Origin of the sequence: Brachybacterium tyrofermentans (assembly GCF_014897585.1) — a bacterium.
Lineage (GTDB): Bacteria > Actinomycetota > Actinomycetes > Actinomycetales > Dermabacteraceae > Brachybacterium > Brachybacterium tyrofermentans.
Genome location: NZ_JABUXW010000017.1, coordinates 1 through 18,203 on the forward strand (window position 1 = coordinate 1; position 18,203 = coordinate 18,203).

The 18,203-nt window shown below is 71.9% G+C and carries 15 protein-coding genes; 11 read left to right on the forward strand and 4 right to left on the reverse strand.

Features of this window, described 5'->3' with window-relative positions:
* A partial coding sequence (locus tag INT49_RS13200) for a DedA family protein (protein ID WP_193118217.1) occupies positions 1 to 697 on the reverse strand: 697 nt, incomplete at its 3' end.
* Positions 698 to 953: 256 nt separating this feature from the next.
* Here INT49_RS13200 and ypfJ point away from each other — a divergent pair.
* Positions 954 to 1,904 carry a KPN_02809 family neutral zinc metallopeptidase gene (gene ypfJ / locus INT49_RS13205; RefSeq protein ID WP_193118218.1) on the forward strand — a complete coding sequence of 317 codons (951 nt, stop codon included), beginning with the start codon at positions 954 to 956 and terminating at the stop codon, positions 1,902 to 1,904.
* A 94-nt stretch (positions 1,905 to 1,998) separates the two neighbouring features.
* Here the strand turns inward: ypfJ and INT49_RS13210 are convergent, their stop codons facing one another.
* Positions 1,999 to 2,610, reverse strand: a complete 612-nt coding sequence (locus tag INT49_RS13210; RefSeq protein ID WP_193107329.1) for an orotate phosphoribosyltransferase — start codon at positions 2,608 to 2,610, stop codon at positions 1,999 to 2,001.
* 76 nt (positions 2,611 to 2,686) lie between these two features.
* Positions 2,687 to 3,535 carry an SDR family NAD(P)-dependent oxidoreductase gene (locus INT49_RS13215; protein ID WP_193107330.1) on the reverse strand — a complete coding sequence of 283 codons (849 nt, stop codon included), beginning with the start codon at positions 3,533 to 3,535 and terminating at the stop codon, positions 2,687 to 2,689.
* A 74-nt stretch (positions 3,536 to 3,609) separates the two neighbouring features.
* On the opposite strand from INT49_RS13215, the gene INT49_RS13220 reads away from it, so the two are divergent.
* The 7 genes from INT49_RS13220 to INT49_RS13250 all read left to right on the forward strand — a co-directional run bounded on the left by INT49_RS13220 (position 3,610) and on the right by INT49_RS13250 (position 9,808).
* The gene (locus INT49_RS13220; RefSeq protein WP_193118219.1) at positions 3,610 to 4,410 is read left to right on the forward strand and encodes an exodeoxyribonuclease III; all 801 of its coding nucleotides are present in this window, start codon (positions 3,610 to 3,612) and stop codon (positions 4,408 to 4,410) included.
* A 582-nt stretch (positions 4,411 to 4,992) separates the two neighbouring features.
* On the forward strand, positions 4,993 to 6,153 hold the full coding sequence (gene ssd / locus INT49_RS13225) for a septum site-determining protein Ssd (RefSeq protein ID WP_193118220.1): 1,161 nt from the start codon (positions 4,993 to 4,995) through the stop codon (positions 6,151 to 6,153).
* The gene (locus tag INT49_RS13230; RefSeq protein WP_193118221.1) at positions 6,150 to 7,490 is read left to right on the forward strand and encodes a TadA family conjugal transfer-associated ATPase; all 1,341 of its coding nucleotides are present in this window, start codon (positions 6,150 to 6,152) and stop codon (positions 7,488 to 7,490) included. Before ssd ends, INT49_RS13230 begins: the two co-directional genes overlap by 4 nt.
* Positions 7,487 to 8,599, forward strand: a complete 1,113-nt coding sequence (locus INT49_RS13235) for a type II secretion system F family protein (RefSeq protein WP_193118222.1) — start codon at positions 7,487 to 7,489, stop codon at positions 8,597 to 8,599. Before INT49_RS13230 ends, INT49_RS13235 begins: the two co-directional genes overlap by 4 nt.
* Before the next feature lie 260 nt (positions 8,600 to 8,859).
* Positions 8,860 to 9,060, forward strand: a complete 201-nt coding sequence (locus tag INT49_RS13240) for a DUF4244 domain-containing protein (protein ID WP_193118223.1) — start codon at positions 8,860 to 8,862, stop codon at positions 9,058 to 9,060.
* A complete protein-coding gene (locus INT49_RS13245; RefSeq protein ID WP_193118224.1) occupies positions 9,060 to 9,455 on the forward strand; it encodes a TadE family type IV pilus minor pilin in 396 nt (131 codons plus the stop codon). The genes INT49_RS13240 and INT49_RS13245 overlap by 1 nt, the downstream gene beginning before the upstream one ends.
* Positions 9,452 to 9,808, forward strand: coding sequence for an Rv3654c family TadE-like protein (locus tag INT49_RS13250; RefSeq protein ID WP_193118225.1), 357 nt, complete (start codon positions 9,452 to 9,454; stop codon positions 9,806 to 9,808). The genes INT49_RS13245 and INT49_RS13250 overlap by 4 nt, the downstream gene beginning before the upstream one ends.
* An 11-nt stretch (positions 9,809 to 9,819) precedes the next feature.
* Here the strand turns inward: INT49_RS13250 and INT49_RS13255 are convergent, their stop codons facing one another.
* Positions 9,820 to 12,309 carry a DEAD/DEAH box helicase gene (locus tag INT49_RS13255; RefSeq protein WP_193118226.1) on the reverse strand — a complete coding sequence of 830 codons (2,490 nt, stop codon included), beginning with the start codon at positions 12,307 to 12,309 and terminating at the stop codon, positions 9,820 to 9,822.
* 76 nt (positions 12,310 to 12,385) lie between these two features.
* Between INT49_RS13255 and INT49_RS13260 the strand changes: the two genes are divergently transcribed.
* From INT49_RS13260 to topA, 3 genes are all read left to right on the forward strand, one after another.
* Positions 12,386 to 14,077: a DUF7059 domain-containing protein gene (locus tag INT49_RS13260; RefSeq protein WP_193118227.1), complete on the forward strand. Its 1,692-nt coding sequence runs from the start codon at positions 12,386 to 12,388 to the stop codon at positions 14,075 to 14,077.
* A 71-nt stretch (positions 14,078 to 14,148) separates the two neighbouring features.
* Positions 14,149 to 15,153 (forward strand): phosphatase PAP2 family protein, encoded by a 1,005-nt coding sequence (locus tag INT49_RS13265; protein WP_193118228.1) that lies wholly within the window; start codon positions 14,149 to 14,151, stop codon positions 15,151 to 15,153.
* Positions 15,154 to 15,256: 103 nt separating this feature from the next.
* The gene (topA, locus tag INT49_RS13270; RefSeq protein WP_193118229.1) at positions 15,257 to 18,022 is read left to right on the forward strand and encodes a type I DNA topoisomerase; all 2,766 of its coding nucleotides are present in this window, start codon (positions 15,257 to 15,259) and stop codon (positions 18,020 to 18,022) included.
* Positions 18,023 to 18,203 lie beyond the last annotated feature (181 nt).

Below are 18,203 nucleotides of genomic sequence, written 5' to 3' on the forward strand. Positions count from 1 at the left end.
CCTGCTCCTGCTCCTGCTCCTGCTCCTGCTCCTGCTCCTGCTCCTGCTCCTGCTCGAGGATCTCCTCGTCGGGGCCCGGGAGCCCGAGCTTGCGGCGCCGGACCTCGCGGCGGATGATCTGGACCGCGAACACCAGGATGATCAGGGCGATGATCGCGTAGACCACGTTGGAGAAGATGTCGGTGTAGGGCTCGATCACCGTCCAGTTGCTGCCCAGGTAGTACCCGAAGGTCACGAACACGGTGTTCCAGATGGCGCTGCCGGCGAGGGTGAGCAGGCTGAAGGTCCACAGCGGCATCGCATACAGGCCGGCCGGGATCGAGATCAGGGAGCGCACCCCGGGCACCATGCGGCCGAAGAAGATGGCCTTGTGCCCGTGCTTGTCCATGAAGTCGACGGTCTTGTCGTAGTCCTTCACGTGCAGCAGCGGCAGCTTGAGGAAGATGGTGCGCAGACGCACCGGCCCCAGCAGCCGGCCCAGTCCGTACAGCAGCCATGCCCCGGCCAGGGATCCGACGAGCGAGGCGATCAGCATCGCCCAGTAGTTGTGGTTCGGACCGGCCGCGGCCACGCCGGCCAGGGGCAGGATCACCTCGGACGGGATCGGCGGGAAGACGTTCTCGAGGAAGATCAGCAGGCCCACACCCAGGGCGCCGAGGGTGTCCATGGTGCTGACAGCCCAGTCGACGATGTTCATGCAGATCTCCTCCGTGTGCGGACCGGCCATCAACGGCGGATCGGTCGTGGCGGCGTACCGGGAGCGGGGTGCCGCCGAACGCCTGGTCGGATGCTCCGGCCGGCGTCACGTCGCCTCGCGCGGAGCAGGGTGCCGCCCCACCACCCATGCTAGATGCGGGAAATCCTCCGACGTGGCACCGCACGCCCGGTTGCGCAGGACCTTCACGAATACTGTTCCGCCTGACCACGGCGCCGCCGCGGTCTACTCTGTCGCCATGACCTTCAACCCGAACGCGGAGATCCGCTCAGATAACGTCTCCCGCGCAGGTGGCGGCGGGGGAGGTGGTGGTTTTCGCCCCGGCGGTTTCCGCCCTGGGGGCCGCGGGCGCGGCGGCCTGAAGCTCGGCGGCGGCGGCGGTTGCGTGCTGGTCGTGATCCTGGTGATCTACATCGTCATGGGCGGCAACCCGCTCGATCTGCTCGGTGGATCCGATCCCACGACCACCCAGCAGGGCCCGGTCGCCGAGGGCGGTGCCCTGGAGGAGTGCCAGACCGGCGAGGACGCCAACCAGCGCGACGACTGCCTGGTGCAGGCGACCGTCGAATCCGCGGACTCCCTGTGGGCACAGCTCGCCCCGGAGTCCGGCATCGATTTCGTCGAGCCCACGGGCGCGATCTTCGACAGCACGGTCCAGACCGGGTGCGGTGCGGCGACGGCGGACGTCGGCCCGTTCTACTGCCCCGCCGACTCGACCCTGTACGTCGACGTCTCCTTCTTCGACTCCCTGAGCTCGCAGTACGGGGCCGACGGCGGCCAGCTGGCGAAGATGTACGTCGTGGCCCACGAGTACGGCCATCACATCCAGAACCTGTCCGGCACGATGGATGGGCTGGATCGTCAGAGCACGGGGCCGCAGTCCGACGGCGTGCGGCTCGAACTCCAGGCCGACTGCTACGCCGGGGTCTGGGCGAATCACGCCTCGACCTCCACCGACGACAACGGCCAGACGATGCTGTCCCCGCTCACCGAGGACGACATCGACTCCGCGCTGTCCGCGGCGAGCGCGGTGGGCGATGACCACATCCAGGGTGACGTCGCCGGTGGCGAGGTCCGCCCGGAGACCTGGACCCACGGCTCCTCGGAGCAGCGACGGGCGTGGTTCACCACCGGCTATCAGGAGGGCACCGTGGCATCCTGCGACACCTTCTCCGCCGATCAGGTCTGAGGGACCCGCTGGGCGGGTGCGAGCCGCTGGACAGACGAGAGCCGCTGGACAGACGAGACCTGCTGGGCAGGCGCGATCTGCTGGACCGGCGCGGTCAGATCTCCAGCTCGGAGATGTCGTAGGCGTAGAGGTAGCGGTACCCGGCGGCCTCGACGGCCTCACGGGACGCCTCGGAACGGTGCACGATCACCGCGACCGCGGCGATGTCCGCACCGGCCTCGGTGAGCGCCTCACAGGCGGTCAGCACGCTGCCGCCGGTGGTGGAGGTGTCCTCGACGGCGATGACCCGACGCCCGGAGACCTCGGGGCCCTCGATGCGACGCTGCAGGCCGTGGGCCTTGTTGGCCTTGCGCACCACGAAGGAGTCCAGCGGGGCGCCCGAGCCGCCCGCTGCGGCGTCGTAGGCGGACGCATGCATGATCGAGGTGGCGACGGGATCCGCGCCGAGGGTGAGCCCGCCGACGGCCTCGACGCCGGGCACGAGGCCCTCGCGGCGCAGCAGATCCAGCATCACGCGACCCACGAGCGGAGCCGCCTCATGGTGCAGGGTGATGCGGCGCAGGTCGACGTAGTGGTCGGCCTCGGCGCCCGAGGAGAGGATGACGTGACCGCGCACCACGGCGAGGTCACGGATCAGCTCGCGCAACCGCTCACGCGCGACATCGATCGGGGCGGACGGGTCAGGAGCTGAGGTGGTCTGGCGCATACGGACAGGATAATGGACCGTGCCGCCTCCCCTCCTGTCGACCGTCCGCCCTGTGCCTAGTCCTTATGCCTCGTCCTCATGTCTCGTCGTCCCGCTGCCACGGCGCCCGGAGCGCGCGGCGGGACGCCTTCCGCTGGGACTGGAGCACTGCCCGCTGCTGGAACCGGCGGTACCAGTTCGGGGAGGTCATCGCTCGGATGAGCGGCCTGGGCGCGATCCGGGAGAACTCCCCGGCGGTCCGGTACTTGACCGAGGGGATCGACAGCACGGTGCCCTTGGCGGTGTCCTTGAGGGCCTGCTCGACCACGAACGGCGCCTTCAACCAGGTGACGCGGGGCATGCCGTCCATGGACATCGCGGCGCGCTCATGGAACTCGGTCTGCACGAATCCGGGCAGCAGGGCCGTGGCGGTGACGCCCGTACCCTTGAGCTCCATCGCGAGCGACTCGGTGAAGACGGTGACCCAGCTCTTGGAGGCGGCGTACGGGCCGGCTGTCGTATAGCCCGCCAGCGAGCTCACGTTGAGGATCGCGCCGCGCCGCCGCTGCACCATGGTGCGGGCTGCGGCATGGGAGAGCACCAGGACAGCCTTCATGAGGGTGTCCATCTGCTTCTCATGGTCCTCGACCCCGATGTCGAGGAAGCCTCCGCGCAGTCCGTAGCCGGCGTTGTTGATCAGCAGATCGATCCGGTCGACGGGATCGGTGAGACGGACCGCGACCCGCTCCAGCCGCTCCCGTTCCGAGAGGTCCGCGGGGAGGATCTCGACACGGACGTCGTGGACGTCGCGGATCTGCTCGGACACAGCATGGAGCCGGTCCTCATCCCGTGAGACCAGCACGAGATCATGACCTGTGCCTGCCAGCTGCCAGGCGAATTCCAGACCCAGTCCTGATGTCGAACCGGTCACGAGTGCGCGCGCCATGGGCATATCTTACGACTGCCCGGAGCGTCCCGAGGCCCGCTCTGCACCGTCCCGCGCCCCGTAGGATCGTGGGCATGCGTATCGCCACCTGGAACATCAACTCGCTGCGGGCACGGATGGACCGTGTGCTCGCCTTCCTGGAGCGTCACGAGGTCGACGTCCTCGCTCTGCAGGAGACCAAGGCCAAGCCCGAGCAGCTGGACCTCACGGCGCTGCAGGACGCCGGGTACGAGGTCAGCGCTCATGGCCTGAACCAGTGGAACGGGGTCGCCCTGATCTCGCGCGTCGGCCTGAGCGACGTGCAGACCCAGCTGCCGGCGGTCCCCAGCTATCCCGAGGACGAGACTGGGGTGGTCGAGGCCCGCGCGCTCAGCGGGGTCGTCGGCGACGGGCTGCGGATCTGGTCGCTGTACGTGCCCAACGGCCGCGAGGTGGACCATCCCCACTACGCGTACAAGCTGCGATGGCTGGAGGCGCTGCGCGCCGAGGGCGAGCGCGAGCTCACCGCCGATGAGGCCTCCCGCACCGTGCTGGTGGGCGACTTCAACGTAGCCCCGCTCGACGAGGACGTGTGGGACATGGACGCCTTCGAGGGGAAGACGCACGTCACCGAGCCCGAGCGGTCGGCGTTCCGCTCGATCGTCGACGCCGGCTACGCCGACGTGGTACGACCTGACCACGAGGGCCCCGGCGTCTACACCTACTGGGACTACCAGGCGCTGCGGTTCCCGAAGAAGGAAGGGATGCGCATCGATTTCGTGCTCGGCTCCCCGGCGGTGCAGTCGGCGGTGACCGGATCCTTCATCGACCGCGAAGAGCGCAAGGGCAAGGGCGCCTCGGACCACGCGCCCGTCGTGGTCGATCTGGATCTCTGAGACATGGACTTCTGAGACGGAGCGGAACCGGGCTCACAGAGCGGTGAGCCCGGGACGCCGCCCGCGGGTTCGGACGCCGCCCGCGGCCCCAGGAGGCCCGTGGCGGGTTCGAGAGGCGGTCCGTGAATCCGGCGCCGACCGTGAGCTCGAGGAGCCCTGTCTCTGGCGGGCACTGACTCCGCGCGGTACGGCCGGGCGTCGCCTTCGCGGCAGGGCCTCGCCGTGATGCCAGGGCGTCGCCCTGAGGGGCGGCGGAATCGCCCGGCGCAGAATGATGGAGCGGTGTCGCGATCACTCGCGACACCGCTCCGCACGATCCGTGAGCATCGGTATCAGGCGTGCAAAGTGTTTGGCTGCGGTGGCGCTTTCGACGCCTCACAGCCGGTCCGTTGCGGGGACCAGTCGCACGTGGGTTCCGGTGCCGGTATTCGTGTTGTGCAGATCACACTACGCTGGACTTGAGGGGCACGCAAGCCCTCGGCCCCGGTGTCCTTCCGCCGTCCTTTCCTCCCCAGAGGGTGGTTGTCCACCGCCGTTGGGCCAGCCCTGCACAGAGCACCGCAGGGCGTCCACGATGACGGCATGACCAGCACCTCAGCACCATCTCGACGAGCCATCGCGTCCGCTTCCGAGGTGCTCGACAGCGGCGCGAGAGCGATCCCTGCGGGCGCACCGACCGGCAGCCCGGTGCGCCGGCCCGCACGCTTCCCCGGAGCCTCACCGACCCCTCCCGCCTCGGCCGACGGGGCTGCTCCGCGAGCGCTCTGGGTCGGCGCGGATCCGGCCTTGCAGGAGCTGGTCCGCGACCACGCCACCGCCGTCGGCATCGAACTCCTCGACACCGCCGGAGACGCTGCGGTGAGGTGCCTGGTGACCGACGACGTCGCGCTCGGAGGGGACACGGCACCCGCCGCCCCGGGCCGCCTCCCCCTGCTGGTGGTGACCTCGCAGACCGACGTGCCCCGCGCACTGTGGGAGCGGGCGCTGGCCGCCGGTGCCCGCGCCGTGCTCGCCCTCCCTGACGGCTCCGAGGAGCTTCTCTCCCAGCTGACCGAGCTCGCCCGGCCTCGCGCGGCCTCCACGGTGATCGCCGTGGCAGGTGGATGCGGCGGCGCCGGCACCTCGAGCTTCGCCGCCCGGCTGGCGGCTGCGGCACGGCCCTCCGGACCCGTCGTCCTGATCGATGCGGACCCTCTGGGAGGAGGCCTCGACCTCCTGGTCGAGGGCACCGACGCGTCCGGCATCTCCTGGGAGGACGCGGCCGGCCTCGGTCCGGACGACGGGGTCGCGCTGCGGGACGGTCTTCCGCAGATCGACGAGATCGGGCTGCTGGGATCCCGGGCCCAGCTCGGGCCGGAACCGCCCGCCCTGTCACGCGTCCTCTCCGCGCTGACCCCGCTCGGGGGAACCGTCGTCGTGGACCTGGCCGACGCCCTGGTGCCGGTCGCGGCAGAGCATGCCGATCACCTCCTCCTGGTCGTCCCGGCCTCCGATCATGCGGTGCGTGCCGCCGCGCGCAGGCTGCGTACCTGGCGCCTCCCCGACGCCATCACCCAGGTGGTCGTGCGCCGACGGGGACCTCTGACCCCTGCCGAGGTCGCCGATGACCTCGCGCTCCCGCTGGCGGCCTCCTTCCGCGACGGCCCACGGGGCGCCGTACCGCTGCTCGACGTGCGCCGTCGAGGCGCCGACCGGGCAGCGCGCCGGCTGCTGCAGCGCCTGCTCGCGGAGAGCCGGTCATGAGCCCGGCGACGAGGGTCGGTCCTGATCAGGCACTCGCACCTCTCATAGATCTCGTCCGTGAGGACCTGGTCCGCAGCCCAGGAGTGGTCGACGTCCCGCGCGTCGCTCAGGCTCTTCGCCGCCAGGGCAGGGTCCTCGGCGCGGCCGCGACCCTCGATCTCACCGCCCGCATCCGCGACCACATCGATGGGCTCGGCCCACTGCAGCCCCTGGTCTCCGCCGGGGTCACCGACCTCCTGGTCAACGACGACGGGTCGGTCTGGATCGACGATGCGGACGGGTTGCATGCTGCCGATCTGCACCTGGGCCCACAGCAGGCCCGCGATCTCGCAGTGCGCCTGGCCACCTCCGGAGGTCGCCGCCTGGACGACGCCGTGCCCTGGGTGGATGCGCATCTGCCCTCGGGGATCCGCCTCCACGCTGTGCTCCCGCCGCTGTCTCCCGGTGGTGCGATCGTGTCGCTGCGCCTGCCCGGCGGCGACGCGCTCGATCTCGAAGCGCTCGAGGCGCTCGGCGCCTTCGGCACGCACGGCCGGGACGTGCTGCTCGCGATCATCGCCTCTCGCCTCCCGTTCCTGGTCACCGGAGGAACCGGGACCGGGAAGTCCACGCTGCTGGCCGCCATGCTGCGAGAGGTCCCGCACGGCGAGCGGATCGTCGTGGTCGAGGACGTGCTGGAACTGGCCGTGGATCATCCGCACGTCGTGCACCTGCAGTCCCGTCATGCGAACAGCGAAGGCGCGGGAGCCGTGGACCTCGTCGCCCTGGTGCGTCAGAGCCTGCGCATGAGACCGGACCGGATCGTGCTCGGCGAGTGCCGGGGCGCCGAGATCCAGGAGCTGCTGCAAGCCCTGAACACCGGCCACGAGGGAGGCTGCGGCACGGTCCACGCCAACACGGCGCACGACGTCCCCGCCCGTCTGGAGGCCCTCGGCGCCCTGGGCGGGCTGGACCGCAGCGCCCTCGCCGCACAGGTCGCGAGCGCTCTCGAGGTCGTGATCCACCTCGGCCGCCGCACGGGGCGGCGGGTCCTGGAAGAGATCGCCCTGCTCCATCGCGCCGACGACGGCATGCTCCGGGCGACCACCGCCTGGCACATGGACGGCGCGGAGCTCCGGGACGGCCCGGCCGCCTCGGCGCTCGCGGCCCGGCTCGGCCGCACCGCCCCGGAGCACGGGCCGGCTCGACCCGAGACGCCGACGAGCCCCACGGCATCCGGCCTGTCCTCTCTCCCGGAGCTCGACGCGCGAACCGGTGACGTCCACGAGGGCGCTCACGAGGGCGCCCAGGGGACATCGGCCCATGGGTCCCACCGCTCCGGCAGGAGAGCGGCATGACCCTCCTCCTGGCTCTCACGGTGCTGGCTCTCCTCACCACGCTCGCGGTGGCCTGGGGCGCCGCTCCCCCGCCCCTCGCCATCGGGCCCCGGGCCCGACCGGGGCGGGCCCGGCGGGCAGCCGCCGGGCGCCTCGAGGTCGCCAGGATGGTGGAGCAGCTGGCCACGGTGATCAATTCCGGCGCCGGTCTCCGGCAGGCATGGAGCGCCGTCGCCCGCTCGCTCCCAGCGGGCGAGCTGACCGACCTGGCACGTGCGGCGGGCGCCGGCGCCGACCCTCGACGCGCCGCAACAGGCACTCTGGCCTCCTCCGAGGCGATCAGCTCCCTGGGCGCTGCGCTCGCCGTGGCCGAACGCACCGGCGCGCCCACCTCCGGACTGCTGCAGAGCCTGGCGGAGGCCCTGCGCGACCTGCACGATGCCGCTCAGGCACGCCGCAGCGCCTTCACCGGCCCGCGGTCCACGGCCCGGATCCTGCTCGTCCTGCCTCTGGCCGGTCTCGGGCTGGGCATGCTGCTCGGGGGTGATCCGCTGCGCCTGCTGATCGACTCGCCCGCCGGGAACCTGCTGGGTGCTCTCGGCATCGCGCTGACGGGCCTGGGGTGGTGGTGGATGCAGCGGCTGATCCGTCGGGCCGATCCCCCGTCGACGGAGCGTGTGGATCCCTCGGTGGTGCTCGAGCTGATCGCCGGGGCGCTGGAATCCGGGCTGCCGCTGGCGCGCTCCGTCCGCTCGGTCGCCCAGGCCCTCGCTGCTGGGCCCGACGCCGAATCGCTCACCCGAGCGGCGACGGCCCTCGAGGCCGGGCTCGCCCCCGAGCTCGCCACAGCGGACCTGCCCTCGGAGTTCGCCGCGCTCAGAGAATCCGCGATCCTCGCCGAATCGGCTGGCGCCGACCTCTCCCGGGTGCTGCGCTCCGCCGCCCGGGACGCCCGCCGGGGCCGGGCCCGGGACTCCGAGGTGCGAGCGGCCCAGCTCGCGGTGCGCCTCGTCCTGCCCACCGGGGTGGCGCTGCTTCCCGCCTTCGTGGTCCTCGGGATCATCCCGACGGTGATCTCCCTGCTCGGGGGCACTATCGCCCTCACCACGACGGGAGGCACCCCGCTATGAGCCGGGCGTCCACCCGGCCCGTGCCCTGCCCTTGCTCTGCCCCTTCTCGCCCCGCCGAGCGCTCCGTCGTGTGCGCCATCGCGCACCCCGCCGTGCGCTCCGTCGTGAGCAGGGCTCCCTCCGTGCGTCGGTCCCTTCCCGGGTCGACGCCGGGCAGCCACGGCTGCCTACCCGGACCGCCATACGACGGTCCGAACCGAGCGGCGCCCGCCGCTCGCCACCGGGCGGTGCCCACCGCCCACGAAGAGTAGGAGAACACCATGTCCGCCACGAAGAACCGGATGCGCCGCTCCCTCGATCGCGTGATGCGCGACGAGACCGGCGCCTCCACCGCGGAGTACGCCATCACGGTCCTCGCCGCGTGCGGGTTCGCCGCTGTCCTGGTCGCGCTGCTGGCCTCCGGAGAGGTGCGCGAGCTCCTGATGGGCATCATCACCTCTGCGCTGTCGATGGGGTCGTGATGCCGCGGTCCGCCCGGTCGTCCCGTCTGCGGGACGACCGGGGGTCCGCCACGGCGGAGACGGCGATCGTGCTGCCCGTCGTGGTGATGATGGTCGTCGTCATCCTGCTCGCCGGTGCCGGGCTCGGGGCACAGCTCCGTCTCGAGAGCGCCGCCCGAGGGGCCGCACGCGAGATGGCTCGTGGGGAGGACTCTGCTGCTGCGGTCGCCACGGCGCAGCGGATCGGCGGGCCCGGCACGCAGGTGCAGATCTCCGGTGCCGGGGCATGGGTACGGGTGGACACCTCCCGCTCGCTCGAGGCCCCCTCCGGCTATCTCGGCGGGGCCCACTGGGAGCTGAGCGCCAACGCCGAAGCACGCCGGGAGCCCCACCTGATCAGCGGCGGTGACGGATGAGCACGGGCGCGGCCGGAGTGCTCGCCTGGACGGGGGCCGCCACCGCGGTGGTGGCCGGGCTGTCCCTCCTGGGCACCGGCACCGTGGCGCACTCACGCGCCGTGACGGCTGCGGACCTCGCCGCGCTGGCAGGGGCCGACTCCCTGGCCGCCGCCAGCGGCGAGCCATGCGCGATCGCCGCCGAGGCCGCCACCCGCAACGGCGCCCAGTTGCTGCAGTGCGAGCTGCGCGAGTGGGATGTGCTCGTGCAGGTCCAGGTCGAGGCGTCCCCGCTGCCCCCCGCGACCGCCCACGCCCGCGCCGGCCCAGGCCCAGGCCCTACGGATCTTCCCGTCTCGCGAGACCAGCCATGAGCCCGGCGACCTCAGGGATGGAGCAGGCCCAGCAGGCGTTCGGCCTCACGCTTCGACAGCGGCTCGTTGCCGTTGCCGCACTTCGGGGACACCACGCAGGCGGGGCAGCCCGCCTCGCACCCGCACTCGGAGATCATGTCGGCCGTCGCCCGCAGCCAGGCATCGGCGTCATCGGCCCCGCGCTCGGCGAAGCCTGCTCCACCGGGCGCGCCGTCATAGACGAAGATCGTCGGCTCCCCGGTGTCCTCGTGCAGGGCGGCGGAGAGCCCGCCGATGTCCCAGCGGTCGCAGGTCGCCAGCAGCGGGAGCATCGAGATCGCCGCATGCTCGGCGGCATGCAGGGCGCCGGGCAGCTCCTCCCCGGGGATCTCCGCGCTGTCGGTGGTCGTCCGCGGGATCACCCACCACACCGCCTTCGTGGTGAGGGTGCGCGGCGGCAGGTCCAACGGGTGCTGGGCGAGCACAGCCTGGGTGAACACGTCCCGCACCTGATAGCCGGTGACCTGATCGGTGACATCCACCGTGCCGAAGCACAGCTGCACCCCACCGGACCACTCGACCTCTCGGTCCGTCTGCCGGATGCGCACGGTGGACGTCGACTGCGGGTGGGTGGAATGCAGGGGGTCCTCCCGGTGCACGAAGGCGACCGCGCGCTCCACGTCGAGATGATTGACCACATAGCTCGTGCGCTGGTGGAGATAGACGGCGCCGTCGTGGACCTGGGTATGGGCGCTCGCCGCATCGACGGTGCCGAGCAGGGTGCCGCTGGACTCCTCGACGATCCGCACCGGCTCCCCGCCGCTGCCTCGCAGATCGGTGAGCTCGTGGGCGGATTCGGTCATCGTCCAGAACCAGCCCGTGGGTCGCGCCCGCAGCACGCCCCGGGCCGCCAGCGTGGTCAGCAGCTCCCGCGCGCTCGGGCCGAAGATGCCCTCCTCCCCGTCCCGGATGGCGAGCTCGGAGGCGGCGGCGCACAGATGGGGCGTCATCACGTAGGGGTTGCCCGGATCGAACACCGCCGCCTCCACCTCTGCGCCGAAGACGGTCTCGGGATGGTGGACGACGTAGGTGTCCAGCGGGTCCTCTCGCGCCACGAACAGCGCCAGCGCGCCGCCGTCACGATCCTGGCGTCGGCCGGCGCGGCCGAACTGCTGCCACAGGGAGGCGCGGGTCCCGGGCCAGCCGGCGATCACCACCGCGTCCAGGCCGGCGATGTCGATCCCCAGCTCGAGGGCATTCGTCGAGGCCAGGGCCTTCAGCTCCCCGGAGCGCAGGGAGTCCTCCAGCTCCCGGCGCTCACGTGCCAGGTACCCGCCGCGGTACGCCGCCACCCGTCGGGCGCTGTCCGCCAGCTGCGGGGAGAAGGTGTGCTCGGCCTTCTGCTCGAGCAGACGCCGCGCGCCGCTGGAGACCAGCTCCGCCCCGCGCCGGGAGCGTGCGAAGACGAGGGTCTGGACGTCCCGTTCGACGAGGTCGGCCAGCAGCGCGCCGGCCTCGCTGGTGGCCGAGCGCCGCAACGGCTCCTCGGACGAGCGCCGACGCGTGCCGCCCGTCGCCGAATCGTCCTCCGGGTCAGTGCCCGCATCCACCTCTGTGTCCGCACCCGCTCCCGCGCGCAGGTCCGTGCCCCCGTCATCCACACGTCCGGCGGTCATCGGACCCCGCCCGTCGACGCGGGCGATCGTCCCCGGCTCCCAGAGGCCGATCGTCAACCCGGCCCGCGGGGAGCCGTCCTCGGTCACCGCGGTGACGTCCTGACCGATCAGCCTGCTCGCCGACAGCTCCGGGGTCGCGGTCGTCGCGGAGGCGAGGATGAACGTGGGCTCGGCCCGGTAGTGGGCGGCGATCCGGCGAAGGCGCCTCACCACCATCGCCACGTGGCTGCCGAACACGCCCCGATAGCTGTGGCACTCGTCGATGACCACATAGCGCAGCGCACGGAAGAAGCTCGCCCACTGCTCATGGCCGGGGAGGATCCCGAAGTGCAGCATGTCGGGGTTCGTCAGCACGATGGTGCCGTGCCGGCGCACCCACCGCCGCTGCTCGGTCGGGGTGTCCCCGTCATACACCGCGACGCGCGCGTCGCGGATTCCGGCCCCGTCGGCCATGGCGGTGATGTTGGTGAGCTGATCGGCGGCGAGCGCCTTCGTGGGCGAGAGGTAGAGCACGGTCGAGCGGCGCGCCGACGGCTCCAGCTCGCGCGCCCCGACAGCGGTGAGCGCGGGCAGCAGATAGGCGAGGGACTTGCCGGAGGCGGTCGCCGTGGCGAGGACCACGTTCGTGCCGTCATGGGCGAGCTGCGCCGCCTGCTCCTGATGGATCCAGGGGGCGGTGATCCCTCGCTCGGCCAGGTGCTCGAGCAGGCGGGGGTCGGTCCAGTCGGGGAAGCTGCCCTGCCGTCCGGGCCTCGCAGGGCGCTGCTCGACGTGCGTGAGGCAGCTGCGACGGGTCAGGGGGCCGGTGAGATCGGTCAGGAGCTCGGACGCTCTGCCTGCCCGCATCGACTCCTCATTCCCTGTGCATTTCCCACACCTGCGCTCCGTTCCGGGGGCAGGCGGCTGGGGCACAATCGTAGCCATGTCCCCCGACATCTCCACCGCGCCCCCGCAGGCGCTGCCCGACCAGGTCGCCGCCCTGCGCGCCGACCTCCGCACGGCCCGCTACACGGTCGAGGCCACGGAGTCCCTCCTGGGCCCGGTCGCGCTCGCCGCGCTGCGCCGCGAGAACCCGATCCCCGCCCGGCGCGCGCTGGCAGCGCAGTCGGAACCGGCCGCCGTGCTGTTCCGGCTGTTCGTCCTCGGGGACGTCGTCCCGTACTCCCTCGTCCGTGCAGTCCTGCCCGCACTCGGTGCGGACGGAGCGCTGCAGCTGGGGCTCGTCGGCCCGGCGTCGCTCCCCGCTCATCGGGGCGAGGACGATCACGAGGCCGACGACCCCGACAGCCCGCTGCGCGCACTGGTCGATCTCGCGCCGTACTCCGCGAGCGACGACGTCGGCGAGATCTCCTGGTGGATCACCTCGGACCTCTCCGAGCTGGCCACCGGCCGCGCCCTGGGCCCGGAGCATGTGCTGGGGGTCGGCGGCGCCTCGCTGACGCTCGCGCGGATCACGCCGCGAGTCGCGGTGGGCCGCGTGCTGGATCTCGGCTGCGGCGGCGGCATCCAGGCGCTGCACGCCTCCCGCCACGCCGAGCACGTGGTCGCGACCGACCTCTCCGAGCGCGCCCTCGCCTTCGCCGCCTTCAACGCGGCCCTCAACGAGGTCGACCTCGAGCTGCGTCAGGGCTCTCTGCTGGACCCCGTGGCGGGAGAGACCTTCGACCTCATCGTCTCCAACCCGCCCTTCGTGATCACCCCGCGGCGTGCGGCGGCAGTGCCGGAGCACGAGCACGAACACGAACACGAGCCGGCAGCCCCCGGGACGACCTGGACCTACCGCGACGGGGGCCGCGCCGGCGACACCCTGCTCGCCGAGCTGCTCACCGGCCTGCCCGTGCACCTGGCACCGGGCGGCAGCGCCGTGATGCTCGGCAACTGGGAGATCCCCCACGGCGGCGACTGGGACGAGCACCCCCGCGCCTGGCTCGCCGCCGCTTCGGCGGACGGCGTGGACTCGTGGGTGATCCAGCGCGAGCAGGAGGACCCCGCCCAGTACGCGGAGACCTGGGTCCGCGACGGCGGCGTCACCGACCGCGATCCCCGCTGGTCGGACCTCCAAGGAGCCTGGCTCGACGACTTCGCCGGACGGGACGTCGAGGGCATCGGCTTCGGCTACCTCCTGCTGCGCCGACCGGCCGGCCCCGATGCTGCGGTCTCGGACACCGCCGGCACCGACTCTCCGGGGTCCCACAGCACAGCGCCGCGCCCGGGTGTGCTGCGCACCGAGGAGGCCACCGGCACCGGGACCGGGACTCTCGGCGTGCACCTGGCCGAGAGCTTGCGCGCACTCGACGTCCTGCACGAGATGGACGACGACTCCCTCGCCGCGCGCCGACTGGTCCGCGCCGACGACGTCGTCGAACGCCGTCACCTCACCCCCGGCCAATGGGACCCGATGCTCATCGAGCTCGTCCAGGGCGCGGGCTTCGCCCGCACCGTCCGGGCCGACCAGGTTCTCGCCGGGGTCGTCGGCGCCCTCGATGGGACTCTCACCCTCGCCCAGGTGCTCGCCGCCGTGTGCGCCCTCACCGATGCGGACCCCGACGAGGCACGGGACCAGGTGCTCCCGGTCGTGCGCGACCTCGTCCGCACCGGGATGGTCCAGCTGTGAACGCGCCGGACGATCGCGCCGGGACCACTCCCCCGGAGGATGACGGGGCCCCACCCCAGGAGGACGACGCCATGACTCCTCCCCCGGAGCCCGGAGCTCGCACCCGGCGCCGCCGCACCGGCGCCCTCGCGCGTCCGCTGCTGGCACTGCTGTGCGCGGCGATCTGCGCCGGTCTCGCCGTGCTGCTGGCCCGGACCTCGGTGGGCACCGCGAGCGGACAGCGCCTGGACCAGCTGATCCTCTCCGGTGCGCAGGACCACCAGGGCCGCCTCTCCCACTACGCAGAGCTCGCGGTGGGGACGGTGAGCGTGCCGGTCATGGCGGGCCTGCTCGCCCTCGCGCTGGTCCTGGTGCTGATCCGGCGTCGGCTCACCCTGCTGGTCCCGCTGGCTCTCCTGGTGGTCGGCGCGAACATCACCACCCAGGTGGTCAAGCATCTGGTCGTCACCCGCGAGGCGCTCGGTCCGGGCATCGAGGTCACCCCGAACTCGTTCCCCTCCGGGCACACCACCCTCGCAGCGACCGCGATGATCGCCGTCGTGCTGGCCTCGGGCCGGCTCCGCGCTCTCCTGGCACCGCTGGGAGTGATCTGGACCGCTGCCGCAGGCGTCGGCACCCTGGTGCTGGGCTGGCACCGGCCCAGCGACGTCGTCGGGGCGATCGTCATCGTCGCCGGCTGGACCGTCCTGGTCCTCGCGATCGACGGCCTGCACACGCGGCACCGGCTGGCGCGGGATGCGACGCGCCCCGGGCGCGGGCGCCGGCGCCGCGACGCGTCCCGGGTCACGGGTCCCACCGCAGAGTCCACCACCCTGCTGGACCTGCGCACCGGGGCCGCCGACCGCGTCGTCGCCGTGCTGCTGGGCCTGGCCGGGCTGGCGGGGGTGGTCTACGGCGCGTTCGAGCTGGCGACCCTGGGCCTGCCCCTGGATCTTCAGGACGCCGCGCAGCAGACGTCATCCTTCGTCGCCACGGCCTCTCTGATCGCGGGTGGCACGGCGTCCTGGATGGCGCTGGTGCTCGTTCTGCGCACGCCGACATCACACAGGAGCAGCCCCGGCGACCGTGTACCGTGAACAATCGCCGAGCGCAGATGATGCGTCCGGCTGATCCCGGACCACGGCATTCGGCCACGGCGGACGGGCCGCGACGACTCGCGGCGAGGAAGGACATATCAACGTGACTGGCGGACGGCATCTGGTGATCGTCGAGTCCCCTGCGAAGGCGCGGACCATCAGCCGATACCTGGGGGACGACTACATCGTTCAGGCATCGGTGGGACACATTCGTGACATCCCGGTGCCGCGCGACCTTCCCGCGGAGATGAAGAAGGGCCCGTACGGAAAGTTCGGGGTCGACGTGGACGGCGGGTTCGACCCGTACTACATCGTCAGCCCCGACAAGAAGAAGACCGTCGCGGACCTCAAGAAGGCTCTCAAGGACGCCGACACCCTCTACCTCGCCACGGATGAGGACCGGGAGGGCGAGGCGATCGCCTGGCACCTCCTGGAGACCCTCAAGCCCAAGAAGTCCCTGCCCGTCAAGCGCATGGTCTTCCACGAGATCACGAAGGACGCGATCCTCGCCGCGCTCGAGAACACCCGCGAGATCGACTCCCACCTGGTCGACGCGCAGGAGACCCGCCGCATCCTGGACCGCCTGGTCGGCTTCGAGCTCTCGCCCGTGCTGTGGCGCAAGATCAAGCCGTCCCTGTCGGCCGGTCGGGTGCAGTCCGTCGCGACGCGCCTCGTGGTCGAGCGGGAGCGCGAGCGCATGGCGTTCGTCGCCGCCGACTACTGGGACGTGACCGGCACCTTCGGGGCCGAGTCCGAGCAGTTCACCGCGAAGATCGCGACCGTCGACGGCGCCCGTGTCGCCTCCGGCAGCGACTTCGCCGACGACGGCACCCTCAAGCCCCGGGCCGCCTCGGCGACCGTGCTCACCGAGGAGTCCACGCGGACCCTCATCGAGGCGCTGACCGATGCCCCGGCCACGGTCTCCTCGCTCGAGTCCAAGCCGTACACCCGCCGCCCGGCGGCACCGTTCACCACCTCCTCGCTGCAGCAGGAGGCCTCGCGCAAGCTGCGTCTCGGCGCCCGCCAGGCGATGCGGGTCGCGCAGTCGCTGTACGAGAACGGCTACATCACCTACATGCGTACCGACTCGGTGACGCTCTCCGGCGAGGCCATCAAGGCCTCCCGCGCACAGGCTGCGGAGCTCTACGGCTCCCAGTACGTGCCGGACAAGCCGCGCTACTACCAGACCAAGTCGCAGAGCGCCCAGGAGGCGCACGAGGCGATCCGCCCCGCGGGCGACCGCTTCCGCACCCCGGCCGACGTGTCCGGCTCCCTCTCGGGCGACGAGTTCCGTCTCTACGAGCTGATCTGGAAGCGCACCGTCGCCTCGCAGATGGCCGACGCGAAGGGCACCACCTCGACGGTCGAGCTGCAGCTGGAGCAGAAGGACCGCACCGCGACGTTCCGCGCCGCCGGCACCGTGATCACCTTCCGCGGCTTCCTCGCCGCCTACGAGGAGGGTCGCGACGCGAGCCGCTACGGCTCCGACGAGGCCGAGGGCAAGGGCGACAAGCGCCTGCCGCAGATGGAGGAGGGCCAGAAGCTCGACACCCGCGAGCTGATCCCGGACGGCCACTCCACCACGCCTCCCCCGCGGTACACCGAGGCCTCGCTGGTGCGGGCCCTCGAGGAGCGCGGCATCGGCCGCCCCTCGACCTACGCCTCAACCGTCGCCACCGTGCAGGACCGTGGTTATGTGCTGCGCCGTGGCACCGCCCTCGTGCCCAGCTGGGTGGCCTTCGCCGTGGTGCGCCTGCTCGAGGAGCACTTCGGGGCGTTCATCGACTACGACTTCACCGCGCAGATGGAGCAGCAGCTGGACCGCATGGCCCAGGGCGAGCTGAGCCGTGCGGAGTACCTCAAGAACTTCTACCACTCCGATGGCACCGACGGCCCGATCGGCCTCAAGCCCATGGTCGACGACCTGGGCGACATCGATGCCCGCGCCATCAACAGCATCGACATCGGCGAGGGCATCACGCTGCGCGTGGGTCGCTACGGCGCCTACGTCGAGCGTGCCGCCCGGGACGAGAACGGCGAGCTCATCGAGGGGGCGGATCCGCAGCGGTCCTCGGTCTCCGACGACGTCGCCCCCGACGAGCTGACCGTCGCGCTCGCCACCGAGATGCTCGAGCGCGCCAAGGACGACGGCAAGGTGCTGGGCACCGATCCGGAGACCGGCCACGAGATCGTCGCCAAGGACGGCCGCTTCGGCCCGTACGTCACCGAGATCCTGCCCGATCCGGAGGAGAACGGCGGCAAGAAGGTCGCCAAGGCCAAGCAGCCCAAGCCCCGCACCGGCTCGCTGCTGAAGACCATGGAGCTGGCGACCATCACGCTCGAGGACGCCCTGAAGCTGTTGAGCCTCCCGCGGGTGGTCGGCACGACGGAGGACGGCACCGAGGTCACCGCGCAGAACGGCCGGTACGGCCCGTACCTCAAGAAGGGCACGGACTCCCGGTCGCTGGAGTCGGAGGAGCAGCTGTTCACCGTCACCATGGAGGAGGCGGAGAAGCTCTACGCGCAGCCCAAGACCCGGGGTCGCGCCGCCGCGAAGCCGCCGCTCAAGGAGCTCGGCACCGATCCCACCAGCGAGAAGCCGATCGTGATCAAGGACGGCCGCTTCGGTGCCTACATCACCGATGGCACCACGAACGTCTCGCTGCGCGCGTCGGAGAGCGTCGAGGAGATCACCGAGAAGGTCGCCATCGAGAAGCTCGCGGAGAAGCGGGCCAAGGGTCCCGCGAAGAAGCCCGCCGCGAAGCGCAAGGCTCCCGCCAAGAAGAGCACGACCGCGAAGACCACGACGGCGAAGAGCACGACCGCGAAGACCACGACGACGACGAAGAGCACCACCGCGAAGAAGTGAGGCCGCCCGGACCCTGAGCCACAGGGTCCGAGCGGAGGGCTCCGACTGCGAGCCTGCGAGAACCAGGGGCACGGACCATGCGGTCCGTGCCCCTGTCGTCGTCCGCGCCGTCGTCGTTCGCCCGGTCCCAGCCCGCCCGGATGTCGCACTCCCTGCCGTCGTCGGCCCGTGCCGTCGTCCG